At 47.3% G+C, this 19,745-nt stretch carries 14 protein-coding genes, 1 tRNA gene and 2 rRNA genes; 2 read left to right on the top strand and 15 right to left on the bottom strand.

All coding sequences use genetic code 11. The annotated features are described in order from the left end of the window. Nucleotides 1–7 precede the first annotated feature (7 nt). From TREBR_RS04765 to TREBR_RS04730, 8 genes are all read right to left on the bottom strand, one after another. A 23S ribosomal RNA gene (locus TREBR_RS04765) occupies nucleotides 8–2,984 on the bottom strand. 289 nt (nucleotides 2,985–3,273) lie between these two features. After that, nucleotides 3,274–3,347, bottom strand: a tRNA-Ala gene (locus TREBR_RS04760). Between the two features lie 152 nt (nucleotides 3,348–3,499). Then, a 16S ribosomal RNA gene (locus TREBR_RS04755) occupies nucleotides 3,500–5,041 on the bottom strand. The 16S and 23S rRNA genes sit together here with 1 tRNA gene alongside, the layout of an rRNA operon. A 35-nt stretch (nucleotides 5,042–5,076) precedes the next feature. Further along, entirely contained in the window at nucleotides 5,077–5,271 is a 195-nt protein-coding gene (locus TREBR_RS04750) for a hypothetical protein (protein ID WP_013758088.1), read from the bottom strand. A 371-nt stretch (nucleotides 5,272–5,642) separates the two neighbouring features. Then, nucleotides 5,643–6,479 (bottom strand): DUF2238 domain-containing protein, encoded by an 837-nt coding sequence (locus tag TREBR_RS04745; RefSeq protein ID WP_013758087.1) that lies wholly within the window; start codon nucleotides 6,477–6,479, stop codon nucleotides 5,643–5,645. Between the two features lie 16 nt (nucleotides 6,480–6,495). Beyond that, nucleotides 6,496–7,734 (bottom strand): tyrosine--tRNA ligase, encoded by a 1,239-nt coding sequence (tyrS, locus tag TREBR_RS04740; protein WP_013758086.1) that lies wholly within the window; start codon nucleotides 7,732–7,734, stop codon nucleotides 6,496–6,498. Between the two features lie 149 nt (nucleotides 7,735–7,883). Beyond that, a complete protein-coding gene (locus TREBR_RS04735) occupies nucleotides 7,884–9,473 on the bottom strand; it encodes a polysaccharide biosynthesis/export family protein (RefSeq protein ID WP_013758085.1) in 1,590 nt (529 codons plus the stop codon). Nucleotides 9,474–9,477: 4 nt separating this feature from the next. Further along, nucleotides 9,478–10,506: a GNVR domain-containing protein gene (locus tag TREBR_RS04730; RefSeq protein ID WP_013758084.1), complete on the bottom strand. Its 1,029-nt coding sequence runs from the start codon at nucleotides 10,504–10,506 to the stop codon at nucleotides 9,478–9,480. Nucleotides 10,507–10,684: 178 nt separating this feature from the next. Between TREBR_RS04730 and TREBR_RS04725 the strand changes: the two genes are divergently transcribed. Continuing rightward, nucleotides 10,685–11,383 (top strand): ABC transporter ATP-binding protein, encoded by a 699-nt coding sequence (locus tag TREBR_RS04725; RefSeq protein WP_013758083.1) that lies wholly within the window; start codon nucleotides 10,685–10,687, stop codon nucleotides 11,381–11,383. Between the two features lies 1 nt (nucleotide 11,384). Here the strand turns inward: TREBR_RS04725 and TREBR_RS04720 are convergent, their stop codons facing one another. From TREBR_RS04720 to TREBR_RS04690, 7 genes are all read right to left on the bottom strand, one after another. Further along, on the bottom strand, nucleotides 11,385–12,524 hold the full coding sequence (locus TREBR_RS04720) for a hypothetical protein (protein ID WP_013758082.1): 1,140 nt from the start codon (nucleotides 12,522–12,524) through the stop codon (nucleotides 11,385–11,387). 2 nt (nucleotides 12,525–12,526) lie between these two features. Continuing rightward, the gene (locus TREBR_RS04715) at nucleotides 12,527–13,297 is read right to left on the bottom strand and encodes an outer membrane lipoprotein-sorting protein (RefSeq protein WP_013758081.1); all 771 of its coding nucleotides are present in this window, start codon (nucleotides 13,295–13,297) and stop codon (nucleotides 12,527–12,529) included. A gap of 14 nt (nucleotides 13,298–13,311) precedes the next feature. After that, nucleotides 13,312–14,367 carry an ABC transporter permease gene (locus tag TREBR_RS04710; protein WP_169310623.1) on the bottom strand — a complete coding sequence of 352 codons (1,056 nt, stop codon included), beginning with the start codon at nucleotides 14,365–14,367 and terminating at the stop codon, nucleotides 13,312–13,314. 205 nt (nucleotides 14,368–14,572) lie between these two features. Further along, entirely contained in the window at nucleotides 14,573–16,039 is a 1,467-nt protein-coding gene (locus tag TREBR_RS04705) for an ABC transporter permease (protein ID WP_013758079.1), read from the bottom strand. Nucleotides 16,040–16,073: 34 nt separating this feature from the next. Then, nucleotides 16,074–16,937 carry an LPS biosynthesis protein gene (locus TREBR_RS04700; protein ID WP_013758078.1) on the bottom strand — a complete coding sequence of 288 codons (864 nt, stop codon included), beginning with the start codon at nucleotides 16,935–16,937 and terminating at the stop codon, nucleotides 16,074–16,076. Nucleotides 16,938–17,209: 272 nt separating this feature from the next. Next, nucleotides 17,210–17,665 carry a threonine/serine exporter family protein gene (locus TREBR_RS04695; RefSeq protein WP_013758077.1) on the bottom strand — a complete coding sequence of 152 codons (456 nt, stop codon included), beginning with the start codon at nucleotides 17,663–17,665 and terminating at the stop codon, nucleotides 17,210–17,212. After that, nucleotides 17,652–18,428 carry a threonine/serine exporter family protein gene (locus TREBR_RS04690; protein WP_013758076.1) on the bottom strand — a complete coding sequence of 259 codons (777 nt, stop codon included), beginning with the start codon at nucleotides 18,426–18,428 and terminating at the stop codon, nucleotides 17,652–17,654. The genes TREBR_RS04695 and TREBR_RS04690 overlap by 14 nt, the downstream gene beginning before the upstream one ends. Before the next feature lie 90 nt (nucleotides 18,429–18,518). Between TREBR_RS04690 and TREBR_RS04685 the strand changes: the two genes are divergently transcribed. Then, nucleotides 18,519–19,718: an NADP-dependent isocitrate dehydrogenase gene (locus TREBR_RS04685; protein ID WP_013758075.1), complete on the top strand. Its 1,200-nt coding sequence runs from the start codon at nucleotides 18,519–18,521 to the stop codon at nucleotides 19,716–19,718. Nucleotides 19,719–19,745 lie beyond the last annotated feature (27 nt).

The following is a 19,745-nucleotide window of genomic DNA, read 5'->3' as shown; positions in this document are numbered from 1 at the left end:
CGATAATATGGTCAAGCCTCACGACTTATTAGTACTGCTCGGCTGAATACATTACTATACTTATACCTGCAGCCTATCAACCAGATAGTCTGTCTGGAGTCTTCAGGAGGGTTAAACCCTCAGGGATGGTTTATCTTGAGGTGGGCTTCCCACTTAGATGCTTTCAGCGGTTATCCCTTCCGAACTTAGATACCCAGCACTTACCCTTGGCAGGATAACTGGTAAACCAGAGGTTCGTCCACTTCGGTCCTCTCGTACTAAAAGCAGCTCCTCTCAACCATCCAACGCCCACAGCAGATAGGGACCGAACTGTCTCGCGACGTTCTGAACCCAGCTCACGTACCGCTTTAATTGGCGAACAGCCAAACCCTTGGGACCTGCTCCAGCCCCAGGATGCGATGAGCCGACATCGAGGTGCCAAACCTTCCCGTCGATGTGAACTCTTGGGGAAGATCAGCCTGTTATCCCCGGAGTACCTTTTGTCCGTTAAGTGACGGCGCTTCCACTCGCTACCGCCAGATCACTAAGACCTACTTTCGTACCTGCTCGACATGTCTGTCTCGCAGTCAAGCCTCCTTGTGCCTTTACACTCGTGCGCTGATTTCCAACCAGCGTGAGGAGACCTTCGCGCACCTCCGTTACTCTTTTGGAGGCGACCGCCCCAGTCAAACCGCCTGCCTACCATTGTCCCGGCACCAGCTTCATGGCTCCGGTTAGAAATTCCATTCATAAAGGGCGGTATTTCACTTTTCGACTCTGCACAAGCTGACGCCCATGCTTCTCTGTCTCCCGCCTATTCTACACATCATAAATAGAATCCCAATAGTAAGTTACGGTGAAGGTTCACGGGGTCTTTCCGTCTAACTGTGGGTAACCGGCTTCTTTACCGGTATATAAATTTCACCGAGTCTCGCGTTGAGACAGTGCCCAGAATCGTTACACCATTCGTGCGGGTCGGAACTTACCCGACAAGGAATTTCGCTACCTTAGGACCGTTATAGTTACGGCCGCCGTTTACTGGGGCTTCGATTCACAGCTTCTACTCTCGTATTACCGCTCCTCTTAACCTTCCAGCACCGGGCAGGTGTCACCACCTATACGTCTCATTACTGATTCGCAGATGGCTGTGTTTTTGATAAACAGTCGCCTGGGCCTGCTCTGTGCCACCCCCATTCTTTTACCAATCAGGGGCCACACTTCTTCCGAAGTTACGTGTGCATTTTGCCGAGTTCCTTAACGCGAGGTCGCTCGTGCGCCTTAGATTTCTCATCCTTCCTACCTGTGTCGGTTTCCGGTACGGTCTTCAATAGCCTAGCCTTAGACAGTATTTCTCGGCACCTTGATTACACCCGCTTCACTTCGACTTTCTCTCCGCTCGCTGTCACAACTCACCTCAAAATACGGATTTACCTGTATCTCTCTTCAGCTCGTCGCTTCGACCGGAACTACCATTCTCCGGCCGGGTTTCACCTCATGCGTCCTGCCCTCGAAACTATTGAAGGTTCTGGATTTTGAACCAGATTCCCATCGACTACGACTTTCGTCCTCGCCTTAGGGGCCGACTTACCCTGGGCAGATTGCCTTTACCCAGGAATCCTTAGGTTTTCGGCGGACGGGGATCTCACCCGTCTTTGCGTTACTTATACCTGCATTCTCTCTTCCATTTCCTCCAGAACCCCTCACAGGTCTTCCTTCTTCAGTTAATGGAATGCTCCCCTACCACCAATATCTTATGATACTGATCCAAAACTTCGGTATACCGCTTAGCCCCGTTACATTATCTGCGCACACATGCTCGACCAGTGAGCTATTACGCACTCTTTTAAGGAATGGCTGCTTCTAAGCCAACCTCCTGGCTGTCTTTGCATTTGCACTTCATTTTACACTTAGCGGTATTTCGGGACCTTAGTTGTTGGTCTGGGCTGTTTCCCTCTTGACTACGAACCTTGTCGCACGCAGTCTCACTCCCATACGTTGATTACAGGCATTCAGAGTTTGATTGGGGTTGGTAGGCAGTGACGCCCCCTAGCCCATCCAGTGCTTTACCTCCTGCAATTTTGTATGAGGCTGTCCCTAAAGGCATTTCGGGGAGAGCCAGCTATTTCCAGGTTTGTTTAGCCTTTCACTCCGAGTCACAAGTCATCCATACCTTTTTTAACAGATTATAGTTCGGTCCTCCACAAGGTTTTACCCTTGCTTCAACCTGCTCATGACTAGATCACCTTGGCTTCGGGTCTACGCCATGCAACTGTTCGCCCTTTTCAGACTCGGTTTCCCTCCGGCTCCAGCACTACTATGCCTTAACCTCGCTGCATAACGTAACTCGCAGGTTCATTCTACAAAAGGCACGCCACAACACTTTCGTGCCGTGACATCTTGTCAGTTTATGGTTTCAGGTTCTTTTTCACTCCCCTTACTGGGGTTCTTTTCGCCTTTCCCTCACGGTACTGGTTCACTATCGGTAGCTGAGGAGTATTTAGCCTTGGATCGTGGTCGACCCAGATTCCAACAGGGTTTCTCGTGCCCCGCCGTACTCAGGTACCGCATCAAAGAGTCCTATTCATTTCGCTTACGGGGCTTTCACCCTCTTCGGCAGGCATTCCCATACCTTTCTGCTATAAATAAGTTTTATCTCAACTCTTCGGGTCATCCCCATGCGGCCCTACAACCCGTTGTACCTTGCGGTACTTACGTTTGGGCTCTTCCGATTTCGCTCGCCGCTACTTTCGGAATCTCCGGAGGATCGCTCCTCTTCTTGATTTCTTTTCCCGTGTTACTTAGATGGTTCACTTCACACAGTCTGGCTCTACTGACCTATTTTATTCAGTCACTGTAGTACAGGAATCGCTCCCTGTGGGTTACCCCATTCGGCTATCCGCGGTTTAACAGATATTTGCTCCTACCCGCGGCTTTTCGCAGCTTATCACGGCCTTCTTCGCCTCTCAGCTCCTAGGCATCCACCATAAACCTATTTTCGCTTGACCATATTATCTTTTCTTCCCTTCAATACACTCTCTCGGATACTTCCGCTCTTTTCTCGTCAAGCTTCGCTTCCGCATCCTCGCATATCAAAGGTATCTTCTTTTACCTTCATTCCGAAATTGAACTTTCATTCAATTCCTTCTTCGTTTCCCTTCCCTGTTCTTTTCAAAGATCTCTTCATTATTCTCTAGCTTCGACACCAGATTTCACTGAAAAACTTCCTGCGCTTCTTCTTGTACCGCAAAAATTACATAGCAATTTCTTCGATATAAAACCGCAAATCAGTTTTATTGGAGATAAGGGGATTCGAACCCCTGACCCTCGGCTTGCAAAGCCGATGCTCTAGCCAGCTGAGCTATATCCCCAGATCGTCCTTTCATCTCCAGTTTCATTTCTGAAACTTTCGCATTATATAACAAAAAGGGAAAAGGAAAGAAAGAGTGATAAGAATCAGTGAACGGGCGGTATATACACAATACCTTTTGCAGCTTTTATACTGCTGTTACCTTTCTCTTAGAAAGGAGGTGATCCAGCCGCACCTTCCGGTACGGCTACCTTGTTACGACTTCACCCTCCTTACAAAACGTACCTTCGACAGCGTCCTCCCTTTCGGGTTAGACTACCGGCTTCGGGTACCCTCTACTCGGATGGTGTGACGGGCGGTGTGTACAAGGCCCGGGAACGTATTCACCGCGCCGTGCTGATGCGCGATTACTAGCGATTCCAACTTCATGGAGTCGAGTTTCAGACTCCAATCCGAACTACGATTGCTTTTTTGCGTTTTGCTCTACCTTGCGGATTCGCTTCGCTCTGTTTCAACCATTGTAGCACGTGTGTAGCCCTGGACATAAGGGCCATGATGACTTGACGTCATCCCCACCTTCCTCCGGTTTGTCACCGGCAGTTCCGCCAGAGTCCCCAACATTACTTGCTGGTAACTGGCAGTAGGGGTTGCGCTCGTTGCGGGACTTAACCCAACACCTCACGGCACGAGCTGACGACAGCCATGCAGCACCTGTATACCGGCGTATTGCTACGCTCTGTTGTCTCCAACACATTCCAGTATATGTCAAACCCAGGTAAGGTTCCTCGCGTACCATCGAATTAAACCACATGCTCCACCGCTTGTGCGGGCCCCCGTCAATTCCTTTGAGTTTCACCCTTGCGGGCATACTTCCCAGGCGGTACACTTATCACGTTTGCTTTGGCACCCAGTCTCTTGACCAGACACCTAGTGTACATCGTTTACTGTGCGGACTACCAGGGTATCTAATCCTGTTCGCTCCCCGCACCTTCGCACCTCAGCGTCAGTTATCTGCCTGAAACTTGCCTTCGCCATTGGTGTTCTTCCAGATATCTACAGATTTCACCCCTACACCTGGAATTCCAGTTTCACTTCAGTAACTCTAGTCTTATAGTTCTCAATGCGGTTCCGGGGTTGAGCCCCGGGATTTCACACCAAGCTTGCAAAACTGCCTACATGCCCTTTACGCCCAATAATTCCGAACAACGCTCGCAACTTACGTGTTACCGCGGCTGCTGGCACGTAATTAGCCGTTGCTTATTCAAAACCTACTGTCACCACGCTGTCATTCCCTACAACGCTTATTCTTCAGTTTCAAAAGATTTTACAACCTTCCGGCCTTCTTCATCCACGCGGCGTCGCTCCGTCAGACTTTCGTCCATTGCGGAATATTCTTAGCTGCTGCCTCCCGTAGGAGTCTGGGCCGTATCTCAGTCCCAATGTGTCCGTTCACCCTCTAAGGCCGGATACCCATCATCGCCTTGGTGGGCTTTTACCTCACCAACTAGCTAATGGGCCGCAGGCCATTCCTTCAGCGGAGCCTTAGCTCCTTTCCTCACAGCTCTCTAACCTCTGTGCTCGTATTCGGTATTATCTACTATTTCTAATAGCTATCCCCATCTGAAGGGTATGTCACCCACGTGTTACTCACCAGTCCGCCACTCTAGGAGATATTGCTATCTCTTGCCGTTCGACTTGCATGCTTAAGACGCGCCGCCAGCGTTCGTTCTGAGCCAGGATCAAACTCTCCATGATTTATTCATTAGCTCCGAAGAGCCGATGATTTCATTTCAGTTCGATTCCTTCTTATTTTCAAGGAATCTGCCGAATATTTTCATACTCGGCGGGTTTACAGATGTTACTCTGTCTTCCATTCTTTCTCTTTCAATACGGTTTCCCGTACCGAACGTACTGACCTTACCGGTTTTCTGCTTTTGCATTAAACCTTTGTCTTTCTTTCCCTTCCCTTTACTGTCAAATATCATCGCTTACTCCCCTTTTTTCTCAGGCTTTCAGCTTTATTCCTGCTTTCGCAAGTGCATTGAGTTTATCACAACTCGGCTTTTCTTTCAAGATACTTTGTGAACTTTCTTTCTGAACCGTTTTTTTTATTGGTACGGAACTGCAAAGTTTTCAAGGTATTGTTACCGTTTTCAGTGTTTTGAAGTGCTGTTTAGCGGCGACGTTGACTAATCTATCACACTTCTCTCCCCTTTGTCAACTCTTTTTTTCCTTTTTTTCTATTATTTTTTTCAGTATTTTTATTGCGCACCAGCACGAAGGACGACGCTGACAACCGCTTTCACCGACGCTGACAACAGCTTTCACCGTCGCTTCCGGACGGTGAAAACACACGTTACGGCGCATCGGAACCGGAAAGCTCCTCCACGGAGACAGGTTTGACCGTCGGAATGAACTGCTTGGCAAATTTTCCGTTACCGCGGTTTTTGACATAGAAAAAACCGATGACGGAAAATATAACTGCGCCGATAAAATTGACGAACAGATCTTTCATCGTATCGATCAGACCGATATCGATATAGCCGCCGAAACGGCTTATCCAGTCTTCACCGTTAACGACGAGCGTTTTCACCGGTACCCGGCTCACGATATTGAGTCCGTCCGGATTGAATTTTACCGAATTGATCTGCGTAACGATATAATCTTTCTGCATATCCGTATTGAAAAGCATATCCATTCCGAACTCGAAAAATTCCCACAATACGCCGACCGTCATCGAAAAGCAGAACGCCGTTATTGCCAAAAAGAACGGAGACAGTTTAAAAGCAAATTTATCACTGCGGTTGAAAATATCGACCAGCGCGAACCCGACGGCAGCCATCAGAAAACCGTTCACGGTGTGCAGCATCGTATCCCAATGTTTGAATTTCGTATAAAACGAATCGACTTCACCCAAGATTTCGGCGGCAAAAATAAAACAGAGAATGACCGCTTCAAGGCCGGACGGTATGTCTATCCCCATCTTCCGGTCGATCAGCACCGGAATCGCGAACAGGACGAGCGTCAGCACGCCCATGAACACGCTTTCATAATCGCCGGCGAACAGTTGCCGGACGATAACCGCAATAACCAAAACCGATAATACGCCGCGAAGCGTCAGTTTCGAACGGAGCTTCTTATTAGAAACTTGTTCGTCCGAACGCTCCGGATTCTTTTTATTTTTCGAGCTCATAGGCACACGCCTCCGTTTATTGATAGATAACGCGGATAAATTTCTTTTTTCCGGCGCGAAGAATCAATTCCCCGCTGCCGTCGAAATCGGCGGCAGTAATTTTGGCGGCGATATCCTGCAGCTGCGTTTCGGTACCGTCGGCACCGGTCATATACGCACCGCCTTGCTGCACCAGCCGGCGGGCGTCGCTTTTGGTTGCAGCGAGCTTTGATTCAAAGAACAGATCGACGACGCCGATTCCCTCGCCGGCAAACAAAGCGGCGGGCAAAGTTGCCGTCGGCATGGACGCGCGGTCTCCGCCGCCGCCGAACGCAGCCTTCGCCCCGGCAAGCGCCGTATCGGCTTCAGCCTTTCCGTGAATGACGGCCGTTACTTCCCAAGCGAGCCGTTCCTTCGCCTTATTGATGTCACCCGAAACGATTGCGTCCACTTCGGCAACGGATAAGAACGTAAACAGCAGCAGGAATTTGCGGACGTCGGCGTCGGCAACGTTGCGCCAATATTGAAAGAAATCGAATATCGGTGTGAGCGCGGGGTCAAGAAACAGTGCGCCTTTTTCCGTTTTTCCCATTTTTTTGCCGTCGGAACGGGTGATAAGCGGGAACGTCAGCCCGAAAACTTCGTCTCCGGTTTTCCGGCGGATCAGATCGACGCCGGCGACGATATTACCCCACTGATCGTCTCCGCCGATCTGAAGACAGGCGTTGTGCCGTTCGTGCAGTTTCAGAAAATCGAAACTCTGCAGCAGCTGATAGTTAAACTCCAGAAACGACAAACCGGTTTCCATCCGTTTTTTGTACGATTCAAACGTAAGCATCCGGTTAACGGAAAAGCACGAACCGATGTCGCGCAGAAAATCGATATAATTCAAATCAGCGAGCCAAAACTTATTATTGTCGCTCATCGCATGAATACCGTCGAAGCCGATAAAACGGTTGAGCTGCGCTTCTATTTTTTTGACGTTATCGTCTATTTGATCGTACGTAAGCATTTTACGCATTTCGGTCTTGCCCGAAGGATCGCCGATCCGGGCGGTTCCTCCGCCGACGAGCGCGATGCCGACGTGCCCCGCGTCGCGCAGATGGCGCAGCGCAAAAAACGGTACCATATGACCGACGTGGAGACTGGGGCCCGTAGGATCGCATCCGACATAAAAGGTAACGGGACCTTTATCCATCAGCGCCGACAAACCGTCGATATCCGTGCATTGCTGAAAAAATCCCCGTTCTTTTAACGTTTCTAGAGCCGCATTCATACCAAACCTTCCTTAAAACCTGTGTGGACAACGATATATGATTGATCGAAAGCCGGAACCGCAATCAACGGATTGCGGCGAATCTTCCGGCATTATCATAGCTGCTAATACCGGAAATTTCAAGTGGCGAAAAACGGAACACTCCGCCGTTATTTCGTAACGGAATAGACGGTAAGCGCCGTCGTGATGAGAGAAAGGATCGTCGTAATAACGGGAGAATATTGATTGAAATAATACGTAAACGAATTGGTTTTTGCCGTTATCGTTGATTCGGGAGTTATCAGATCCGTTTTTTGGAGTACATTGCCGTACCGGTCTTTAATGGTGATAATACTGTTCGTGTTGCGGTTTTCATCAAATCCGCCTGCCAAACCGATATAATACGACCAATCGCGGTTGGGAATATACGGATACCGGCCAGGAACTTTTACCGCGCCGGCTACGGACACGAAATATTGGCAAAACGGAATCATCAGCGTATCATACTGTTCAACGCTTTCTTTACTGTAAAAGGACACGTCGTACAGGATTCTGTCTATATTGATGGGAATCATAGTACCGTTACGCCTGATGATATATGAATTCTCCGTATCGGAGACTTCGGAGAACATCTTTTTATTTCTGCGGATAAGACTCGCATAATTTTCACCGACGTTGAACGTTACGGCAATACGGGTCGAAGCTTCCGGCACGATCCGCGTCTGAGAAGAAGCTGAAAGCGTTGCGGAGGAAGTTTCATTGGAATAAACGGCACCTTCAAAGAAAACGACCGGTTTCAGCTCCGTGTAGGTCGGAATGTAGACGGAATCATGCGCGTACAAACCGTAATCGGCGGAAAACGAATCCTTATCCAAATAAATTTTTTCACCGGATAAAGAATCCGTTCCCAGCAGACGGGTAAGCTCTACGCGCGAAATATCGGCAAATTCGGTTAAACCGCCGGCATAATACGTTACCAGCCGGGAAAGGTTTTCATCCGAAAGTAATTCGTATTCGCCGGGACGCTCAACCGCACCGCTTATTTTAATTTTCCGGTCGGCGCGATTGACGGTAACCGTATCGCCGGGACGGAGATACGGGTCCTGCGACAGCTCGCCGAAACGGGAAGCCCTGAACAAATCGTATGAACGCTTTTTGCCGTTAGCCGAAGTGACGGTTACGTTGCGGGTCGACGAATAGACAGTCAGCAAATCTTCCAACACGGAAGACAATCGGGTCAGCCCCCAGGACTGCAGGACACTGGTCTTCGTAACTTCACCGTTCACGGTTACTTTGAATACGGCCGGTGTCAGCAGTACGAACTGTACGCCGCTCATCGGATAGTTTTTCGTTACGATTTCTTCAACCGCTTGTTTCGTCTGAACGAACGTTTTTCCGGCCACATCCAGCACGGCGAGATTCGCCACGCGGATGCGGTACGTCGTATCGACGGAAATGGCGTACGTAACGGGCGTTCCGCCCACGGCGAACGCAAGCGTATACACGTCGCCTGCGGTAACCAGATAATCTGAAGAAGACATCGCCAGCTGCGCCGACGGGACGAGCTCGCCATCCTGAGACGTTTTATTCTTGAGCAGTTCTTTTGAAGCATCGATCGATAATGTCGACAATGAATCGGTCGAATTGGATACTTTAGACGAACCGGCAGAAGAACCGAACAGATCCGCGTTCTGGGCAAAAGAACCGTACAGCAAAACGAAACAAAACGTAAAAATCCAAAAACAGTTTTTGCAATTCATATGATTAAGATTCCTTCCGACGTTTTCCGGCCGACAACTTTGCCATTGCTTCAGGATCCTTTTTTATATTATCAACGGCGTTCAGCAGAAACGCCAAAAAAACGGAAAGGAAAAAAGCTGCAAACGTAACGATTATACAAAGCATTCCGCGGGAAGGTTTCGATTTTTGATCCGGCACTTCCGCACGTTCAAGTATTTGAAAAACGGGAGTTTCACTCGCCATTGTGATTTTCAGCAACTCGTATTGCGTTTTAATCTGAGTATATACTTCCTGCTGGGCGGCAAGTTCCAATTTCAGCATGGACGTATCGAGCATTATGGCCGGTATGGAGGCCGCCGTGTATCCGTTTGAAACGGACGATTCCAATTCCTGAATTTTTTTCTGCAAACGGATAATTTCATCGTAGCTTGAGGCAAGGTTTTCTTCCATATTCCGTTTTTCAAGTTTGTTTTTATCGAGCCCCATTTCAAGGAAACGGTTTTCCATATAATCGACGGCAAAATTAACGACGGACTGGGCAAAAACGGGGTCTATATCGGTAAAGCTGATCGTAAAAACCGCCGTTTTTTCGTCAAAAGAGGCGGTAAGCAGGTTTTTCAGCATTTTACGGCTTTCGGCGCGCGGCGATTTTTTGATTTGCCAAAGTTCAATAAATCCGAATTTATCGACAATCGTATCGAGAAACAAATTCGTACCGGCAAGATATACGGCGAGAGAACTGTAAGATTGACTTGAAGTCGAAACACCGGCCAAACTCGCCAGACTGCCGAGTCCGCTTGAATTGATCATTGCGGACAAGCCGCCTGACCCCGAAGCAGACGAATCGTTGATAAGCATATGGGCAGAAGGCGTATATTCGTTGGGCAGCGGTGAAATATCCGGCGGAAGCGCCAGAGAAACAATAGAGAAAATAACGACGGCGAGAGCGGCCGTTACCGTAACGGAAATTATCAGCGCTTTATGCCGCAGCAAAACGGCAAAAAGATCTATTAAACTGATTTCATCCGTATCATTGGTTATTTCATTATCCATGCACATATCCTTATCGCATAAGAAGATTCCCGCCAGCTTCAGAAAGACAATTTTAACGTTCTCAACTATACATTATATGGTAATTATAATCAAGATCCGGTATGTCAAGAATCTACCGGCAACATACAAACGGATAGTATTCTTGACTTTATAAAAGAATATAAAGTATCATGCTTGCATGAATATTGTAGCTTTGGATGCTGTATGTAAAAATTATGCATTAGGATCAACCATTGTTCCCGCAGTAAAAAATGTGTCTTTTGAAATAGCGCAGGGAGATTTCGTTTCAATTATCGGTCCGTCAGGTTCCGGCAAGTCAACGATCCTGAATATGATCGGATGCATTGATACGCCTTCATCAGGCAGATTGACTTTAAATGGAAAAAACATACAAAATCTGAGCGAATCTGAATTGACCGATATCAGAAAAACGTTTTTGGGATTTATTTTTCAATCGTTCAATTTACTTCCGGTACTGAATATTGCCGAAAATATTATGTTCCCGCTCACTTTAAACAAGCATATAACAAAAGAACAAAAAAAACGGAATAAAGCATACGTCGAATATTTAATAGACGCGGTGGGTTTAACAGAATGGAAAGATCACAAACCGAACCAATTATCCGGCGGACAGCGGCAACGGGTGGCAATCGCGCGGGCGCTTGCTTCAAAACCAATCGTCGTGCTGGCAGACGAACCGACTGCCAATCTCGACAGTAAAACGGGAGAAGATATCATCAATTTGATGCGAAAAATAAACAAGGAATTCAACACGACCTTTATTTTTTCCACACACGATCAAAGCATTTTTTCAACAGCCGATCACATCATCAGGTTAAAAGACGGCTGTCTTGCAGAAAATTATAAACAAAAATAAACTATAAATCGGCCGCAATCGTTACGGAAAGAATGAGCGACAGACGTTTGTTCAGCGATATACCGTCGAGCAGATCCGAAGTCATTGCGAAACCTTGATTTCCGTAAATCACGGGAATTCCGATACGGGTAGTCATGCGGTGCCAAGGCGAAAAACTCAGCAGTCCGAGAAAATATCCGGAAGAAGTGTTAAACGCATGTTTTGCGGCAAAATATAAATCAACTCCTGAATCAAAAATTGATTTTAACCGTAAAACGCCTTCGGCAGCGTGCGTATACGCCGTAAAATTATCCGACAAAGTAAACGAATACTCGCCTCCAATCTGAAACTTGTTTGAAGGATACAAAAAGTTCAGCCGCGCAGACAGAGAATTTGCCGGATTTTTATACAAAGCTTCCAGTCCGGTATCCACGTCGAATAAAACGGTTTTTAATGCCAAAAGAGCGGTTAAATCTTGCTTATACACATACTGTAACCCCGTCGTAAAGCGAACGGTACCGAACACTTTATCAAGCCATACACTGTACAACATGTTTTTATAAATTTGCTGAGGATCATCCGGAACGATAGCTGTCGGCGGAACATTGGCAAACAGATTTACTCCATCCAATAACAGCGGAAAATTCAACAAAAACGAAGTTCCTTCTTTTAAATCGAGGAATTTGCCTACGGAAACGGGAAACTTGCCTATTTTTATGAACGAAAAATCTTTTAAATTATAATCAATATATAGTTGCTCTATTTTTACAATAGACCAGGGCTTCGTAATCGTATTCTGATCAATGGAAGTAGATATATACGTATACATTTTCACGTTTTTATCAGGACGAGCGGTAATCCCCACATGAGCAGAAGCATCAAGACCGAACAGCGGCCGCAATTGTTTAAAATCTTCCGCCGCAACGGGAAAGTCTTTCCAGCCCATTCCGGTAAAACCGCTAAAAGAAAAACCCGGAGAAAAAACGATGGGTTCCACAGATTCTAGCTGAGACAGCACACTTTGCTGATTAACCTCAGACGTTTGTATTTCATCCTGAGAATCAGCAAACAAATCATCCAATGAAAAATCATCAGTTTCCGCACCACCGCTCAGCAGAAAACAAAATAACAAACCGCTTATCAACAGATATTTTTTTTTCATTGCTACCGCATCCGCTGCAAATATTCTTTCGTATATATGGTATCCGGTAATTTCTGCAATGAAGGATTTTTTATCGTAACAGTCGTACGTTCGTATTCTTTTTTATTGTTGACTATTTTATACACCAAATTATCCTGAATAACCATGGTTTGCGGCAGCCACCGTTCATCCAGCTTCTGATACGAAGGAATGGCGGTCGAGCGCATCAACTGGCCGGACAAACTGTAGTCCTCTATTTTCCGTATCAAATTATCTGAAGAAACCCAAATCTTCGATATGGGGTATGCAATGGAATTATTCGTTGCTTCCAACTTCAGTACGGTACACTCGAACTTTCCGAGTGTTTCTTTTTCGGCAGAAAGGACGGAATAATTTCCGGAATAGTTAGGCCGGTTGAAATCGGAATTGCGGATACACATACTTTGGAACCGATCTTTTGCGCTGGTAAACGTAAAACTGCTGTCGGCAGGATCGTACAGCCACAAATTTTCACCGGTTTTCAAATAGCCTTTTCCCTTATCAATCGCCGGCTCAAGAATCAATATAACGAACTGATCTTTTGCGTCGCGGCGGAACATCGCCGCAACAGTCGTACTGGTTGCTCCCCCCGGTTTTCTGTTTACTAACGTATATTCTGCCGATAAATCCGTATCGGCAAAGGAAATCAACGAGTCTACCGCGGAAAGCAACGCGTTTGAATCCTCAACTTGCGCAAAAACGCATAATCCGCTCACGATAAAAAAAAGAGTTAAAAACAATTTCTTTGTTTGCATGGCTAAACTCCTCGTTACATTCTAAGAACTTCGGCAGGTGAAATGGAAGCGGCACGCATGGCGGGCCGCAGCACGGCGAAAAGCACGCTCAGCATAATAAACACTACGTTTACGCAAAGCTGCCGGCCATCAACATAGTACTGTAAACGCCCGTATTCCATAAACATATTTGCGGCAGGAATATTTTCTATAGTAAAAACCCGGCATAACTGCAGAGTTACAACACTGATTGCAAAACTGATGCAAACGGAAAAAACGGTAAGAAACAAAGCTTCACATAAAAACAGATTCCGTACCGTCTTTTTATGCATTCCGATGGCACGCATTGTACCGATCTCTTTGCGCCGCTCGTAAATAATGACCCCATACGTGTTTATTATACCGGCGACGGTAATCAGCAAAAAAACGATCAGTACGAAATACATCAAAAAAGTGATCGCCGATAAAAGCGTTGCAATTTGCTCCAGCTGCGCCTCTATTGTAGCAATAACAAAGGTTCTGGTACCGGACGGTACGGAATATATAAACTGCTCAAACTCGGAACGATTTTGCGCAATGCCGACGACGGAATTTGATCGTGCGAGAGAGTCTGCAACCGTCCGTACCAACGCGTTGATATTTTCACCTTTGCGGGTGTATAAAGCCAACTCCGTAACAAAATTTTCCGGCAGTTGGAGCATACGGTTCAGTTGCTTTCTGTCAACATATATACAATATCCGAAAATATTCAGTTCATCAAAAATACCGGCAACGGGCAATACGGCAGTATTATACACCCCTCGAACGGTGGTAAAACTGACCACAATTTCATCGCCGACTTGAATTCCCAGATCATCGGTGATGGCCCGGCTGATCAAAATACCGTCCCCTATTCCGCCCGAAATAAAAGGAAGTTTTTCAAGCTGGGGCCGTTCCGCTTCAAAGTCTACTCCGATAGTTTTCCGAATACGGGCATAGCTGCCGTTATAAAAAAGGCTCATCTCATTGGTAAAAACGGAACGCATGGCAACGGTTTCAAAACGATACCCGCCGCCCGTAAATAACTCCATAATTTCTTGAGGATTTTCCATATCCCGATTCGGACCGTTTAATCCTATTACGCACAATTGCCCCGAAAAATACCGTGCAGCCTTACTCTTTATGGTTTCAATCGCACCGGACATAAGTGAGGTAAGAATGGTTATCATAAAAAATCCGATCATAATCGCCACAGACATCATCACATAGCGTTTTCTCTGGCAAATCAGGTTTTTTATTGCAAAAGAACAAATCATACTAACTTTTACCGATTATCTGCGCAGGAGGAATATTTACCGCGACGTGTACGGGAAAAATCCAAGCTAAAAAGCCGACCGCCAAAGAACCCGAACACTGAATCGCCATAATTTTAGCGGAAACGACGGGACGCAGCGACGCGCCGCCGAACAACGTAACGAGCAACTGATTATCAAGGTGTATACCGTTTTTTTGCAAACCGGCACAAACGCACGCCCCCAGTACGATCCCCAAAACGGTTCCGCTCATAATCAAAATAAACGTCTCCCAAATAAACAGATATCTTATATAAGATTTTCGCGCTCCGATTGCACGCATCGTCCCGATTTCAGCGGTGCGCTCAAACACCGTAATCACCAAAGCGTTCGTCACCACCAATATGGAACCGATAATAATGAATATCATTCCAAAATTAAAAGCAAGCTGCATGGCGAACGGGGCTTGCGCGCTCAATCCGGCGGCCGTAACCCAGGACAGGCATTTTACATCGTTACCGGGTAAAATCTTATCAAAAAGAAGCGTTTTGAGTCTATCAGTTTGACCGTCGCGCCCTTTGATCAGAATGAAACTCCACGTAACTACCTCGGAAAAATCGACGGCTTCGGTCGTTTCCGACTCAAAATAAGATTCCACATCCGTAAGACTTAATCCGGAAGTTTCACTGACAGTATCCCGTACCGAAGTGTCTGCAAATAAATCGTCGATACTGAAATCAGAAACCGGCACACCGAGAGAAGAATCTTCAAACTGATTTTGAGATTCTTTGAACGACACGGAATAATTCAGCAACTCCCGTAAAATTTGCGGTTCAGATAAAACGATTTTATTGAACGGTTCCGCATCGGAAGGATAAGCGATTACGCCGCGAAACAGACCTTTGCGGATTCTGAAACTTCCGTCAACGAACGTACTCAGAATGATTTCCTCGCCAAGCTCCAAAGGGCGTCCCGCTTGAGATTCCACAACTGAAACGAGCGATTCGTTCAAAAAGATACCGCGGGAACCGGGCGACAAAGATGCAGCGTCGCCTTTCACCACGCGGATATCCGGACATACGTCAAAATAAGTTTTATTGTCTATCCCAAAAATCGGTACGGTATATTTACACCCTCCGATTTCCGCCTGAACGGCGGCGCTTATTATAGGAGAATACTGTAAAACGGAGTCGTATTCGTCCAATTTTTCTGATATCGGCAAAAAAGACGCAAGCTGATCAACGGGCTCATATTCGGATACGAACGGCATTTCATATCCGAATATACTGTTTATTTTTTCAGAATTTTCGGAAATGAGAAAATCTCCCGTTAAACAGCCGGAAAAAGTCTTTTTCACTCCCCGATTTGCCGTTTCAAAAATCGTATTCGCAATCAGCAAAAGACAAGAAACGACCGTTACCAGAGAAATAATCAAAAACGTTTTTTTCTTATTGCGCAAAACATTTTTTACTACGAGAGAAAGAATTGTCACAATCGTTTGTTTCCTTTGCCGTCAATCCAAGCTTTTAGGATTTTTTCGGAACAGATCGGATCTTTTTTTTATTCGCTACGGCATTTAAAAGGAACGCTATAAACACAAAAAGGAAAAAAGCGGCAAAAAAGACTATGACCAAGTTCATCATACGTTTTTGCGGCACGCCGACGACGAACGCATCAGAGGAAACCGTTACGAATTGATCGGTTCCAATCAAGACGTCCAAATCGCTTTTAATTTGCAGTAATGAGTTCAAAGATTGGACGTCAACGGTCGAACTCTCCAGAAAATTTCTATTTTCACTTATTATGTTTTCCGTTTTTAAGGATATCCGTGCAAATTGCGGAGAAAGAGTCGATTTCAATTGCGTATTAAGGGCATTGACCAATTCGATGATAAATTTTTTTACCGAATCGATATCCGACGACATACAGGTGACCAATAGGGTTGAATCGGATAATTCAAAATTGAGACTTTCTTTCAAAACGGTTTGACGTATGTATGAATTATATTCATACGGATCCAATTTTTTAACTTTTGCATCGGTAAACGGATACGCCTTAAAAACCGCAGCAATAAAAGACGGGTCGTTAACGAGTGAAAAGACCCGCGACGCAAAAGCATCGGTTTTGGTTACTTCTTTTGTAACTTCGGGAAATTCCGAATTGAGTGAAGGCGGAACCCGAATGACAGACAAAGCATACTGCACTTCATATTTTTCCTTATTAAGGGAAGGAAAAATATGCGGCAAAACAAATAAATATAAAGCTGCGGCACATACAGCGATTCCCGTTCCAACGGCAATCACCTTTCGATATCTTATTATAACGGAAAATAAATCAACTAAAGAAATTTCTTCTTCATCGTGCTGTGTACCAGATACCTGCTCATCCATAAAAAATATATTACCTTATTTCAGGAATTCAATCAATGCATGATTTATAAATCACCTATTATCGGAAAATCGTCCAAGATTCGGCAGATTGCCGCCACGTTATCTTTCGGCAAAATCTCAAACAGGACGGATAATTTTGGTCCTGCTTCGGTACCGAAAAACAGAAAATACAACAAGCGGCAGGCACGGTAACATAGTTCCAGGCAGCCGTGAAGCGCTGGTCAACGGGCGCCGTGAGCAAATACGATTGTGCCGAAGACGGGAAACCGTAATCAGCGCCGTTTATGCCACTGGCGGATAATTGAAGCGACGATACGGGCGGCGGACGAAGCCAGCGCTACGCCGAGCGCAATAGCGCCCGCGGCTGTCAGCGTCGAAAGTCCGAGCGCAAGCGCTTCCTCAAGGTTTCCCTGAACGGCCGCGCGCATCGTCTGAAACATGCCGCCGCCGGGCACGAGCGGCAGCAGTCCGGGCACCAAATATACCGTCGCCGGATTTTTTATGACGATGGCGATAGTCTCCGCAGAAACGGCGGCGGTCAGCGCCCCCCAAAAATAGGCGCCCGTTCCGCCGGCAACCGCTGAAACGGCGGTATACACCATCCAGCCCAACCCGCCGGTTACGGCGCCCCAAACGATATCGTAACGGCTGATATTGAAACAATACGACAACCCGGCGGCGGCCCCCGCGCCCCAAATTCCGGCAAGCAGCAAATCAAAAAAGAACATGGGAAAACACCAATACGCCGAACGCCGACCCGGCGGAAAGTCCGGCTGCAACCATAAACGCATCCACCAATCGGGCCGTTCCGGCCATCAAATCGCCCGAAATCAGATCGCGGATCGCGTTCACAATGGCCAGTCCCGGTACGACCTGCATCAGCACGGCCGTCATAACCGTTACCGACGACGGCACCAATCCCAGAATCAGCACCGATTCGGATAAGACCGAAATCAGGCCGCCTGAAATAACCGATAAAATAAAATTATTCAACAGAAATTTATCCAAAAACAGCAGCACGACGCGCAGTATCATGCCTATCACGAACGAAGCGGCCGCTTCCATCCAGCCGCCGCCGAACATGAGCGCAAAAAACAGGGAACTCAGCGCCGCCATGCACGTTACCAGCCAGTCGGGATGCTCCGGCGTCCGCCTGATACGGTCCAGCAAATTTTCAACCTGCCGCGGATTCGACGTTTTTCCGCGGGAAGCGAGGCGGCGCGACAAATCGTTAACCTGCGCTATTTTTTTCAAATTGACCGTTCGCCGCGTAATCCGCCGCATCGCGGTGTGATACGACAAATCGGAGTCGGTCGCGGAAACGATGACCACCGTCGGCGCGACGAAAGACGAAGCGTTCTGCGCCCCCAACGCACGCGCGATGCGCACGGACGTTTCTTCCGCCCGATACGTTTCACCGCCGTTCTCAAGCACCAAGGCGCCGGCTTGCAGCGAAATGTCTATTAAGTCGTCGATTGAAATCGTATTCATTTAAAAAGGATTATAACATATTTCCACTTGTAAAACTATCAGTAATGATATAAAATTAAATCAAAATATTGCAGGAGCAGGAAATACCGTATGGCAAAAATTCAGATGAAAAACGCGGTCGCGGAACTCGACGGCGATGAGATGACCCGCATTTTATGGAAAGTGATCAAGGAAAAACTTCTGGAACCTTTTGTCGAACTTAAAACCGAATATTTCGATCTGGGACTTAAAGAACGCGACGACTCAGACGACCGCGTCACTTACGAAGCGGCGGCAGCCATCAAACGGCTCGGCGTCGGCGTCAAATGCGCCACCATCACGTCGAACGCCGCCCGCCTCGAAGAATACGATTTGAAGCGGCTCACGCCGAGTCCGAACGGCATTATCCGCGCGGAACTCGACGGTACGGTATTCAGAAAACCGATTATCGTGAACAACGTCCACGGAACGGTCTCCTGCTGGAAAAAACCGCTCATTCTGGGACGCCACGCGTACGGCGACGTATATAAAAACTGCGAAATCGCGGTTCCCGGTCCCGGCAAAGCCGAACTCGTGTTCACGGCGGACGACGGCACGGTCATCCGCAAAACGATTATGGACATGAAAGGTCCCGGCATACTGCAGGGAATTCACAACGTCGACAAATCCATCGAAAGTTTCGCGCGCTGCTGCTTTTTCTACGGACTTTCGGAAAACGTAGACGTCTGGTTCGCAACGAAAGACACTATCAGCAAAACGTACGACGGCCGTTTTAAAGACATATTCCGGCACGTGTACGACACCGAATTCAAAGCGGAATTCGAAAAAGCGGGACTCGAATATTTTTATACGCTGATCGACGACGCGGTTGCCCGCGTCATGCAGAGTGAAGGCGGTTTTTTGTGGGCGTGCAAGAATTACGACGGCGACGTGATGAGCGACATGGTCGCTTCGGCGAGCGGCAGCCTCGCCATGATGACGAGCGTCCTCGTGTCTCCCGACGGAGCGTTTGAATACGAAGCGGCGCACGGAACCGTACAGCGCCATTATTACCGATATCTGAAAGGCGAAAAAACGTCCACCAACCCGGTTGCACTCATTTTCGCCTGGACGGGCGCGCTTGCAAAACGGGGCGAACTCGACGGCACGCCGGACCTGACGGCGTTCGCGCGAAAGCTTGAAAAGACAACGCTCGAAACGATAGAAGACGGTACCATGACCGGCGACCTTGCAAAAATCGCCCGGCCGCCGGCAAAACACGTGTTGGACTCATGGCAATTTATCGATGCGATCGCATCCCGGCTTACCTGAGGTAACGGCACAAAATCAGCAAGAGAG

This window comes from Treponema brennaborense DSM 12168 (genome assembly GCF_000212415.1).
GTDB lineage: Bacteria > Spirochaetota > Spirochaetia > Treponematales > Treponemataceae > Treponema_F > Treponema_F brennaborense.
This window is presented reverse-complemented; position numbering and strand designations above follow the sequence as displayed.

Excerpts from the sequence above, each read along its gene's own strand:
- TREBR_RS04685 (WP_013758075.1), top strand. The coding sequence starts at position 18,519 with ATGGCAAAAATTCAGATGAAAAACGCGGTCGCGGAACTCGACGGCGAT.
- TREBR_RS04715 (WP_013758081.1), bottom strand. The coding sequence starts at position 13,297 with ATGCAAACAAAGAAATTGTTTTTAACTCTTTTTTTTATCGTGAGCGGA.
- TREBR_RS04695 (WP_013758077.1), bottom strand. The coding sequence starts at position 17,665 with ATGTTCTTTTTTGATTTGCTGCTTGCCGGAATTTGGGGCGCGGGGGCC.
- TREBR_RS04735 (WP_013758085.1), bottom strand. The coding sequence starts at position 9,473 with ATGAATTGCAAAAACTGTTTTTGGATTTTTACGTTTTGTTTCGTTTTG.
- TREBR_RS04700 (WP_013758078.1), bottom strand. The coding sequence starts at position 16,937 with ATGGATGAGCAGGTATCTGGTACACAGCACGATGAAGAAGAAATTTCT.
- TREBR_RS04750 (WP_013758088.1), bottom strand. The coding sequence starts at position 5,271 with ATGATATTTGACAGTAAAGGGAAGGGAAAGAAAGACAAAGGTTTAATG.
- TREBR_RS04720 (WP_013758082.1), bottom strand. The coding sequence starts at position 12,524 with ATGAAAAAAAAATATCTGTTGATAAGCGGTTTGTTATTTTGTTTTCTG.
- TREBR_RS04745 (WP_013758087.1), bottom strand. The coding sequence starts at position 6,479 with ATGAGCTCGAAAAATAAAAAGAATCCGGAGCGTTCGGACGAACAAGTT.
- tyrS (WP_013758086.1), bottom strand. The coding sequence starts at position 7,734 with ATGAATGCGGCTCTAGAAACGTTAAAAGAACGGGGATTTTTTCAGCAA.
- TREBR_RS04725 (WP_013758083.1), top strand. The coding sequence starts at position 10,685 with ATGAATATTGTAGCTTTGGATGCTGTATGTAAAAATTATGCATTAGGA.
- TREBR_RS04710 (WP_169310623.1), bottom strand. The coding sequence starts at position 14,367 with ATGGAAAATCCTCAAGAAATTATGGAGTTATTTACGGGCGGCGGGTAT.
- TREBR_RS04730 (WP_013758084.1), bottom strand. The coding sequence starts at position 10,506 with ATGGATAATGAAATAACCAATGATACGGATGAAATCAGTTTAATAGAT.
- TREBR_RS04690 (WP_013758076.1), bottom strand. The coding sequence starts at position 18,428 with ATGAATACGATTTCAATCGACGACTTAATAGACATTTCGCTGCAAGCC.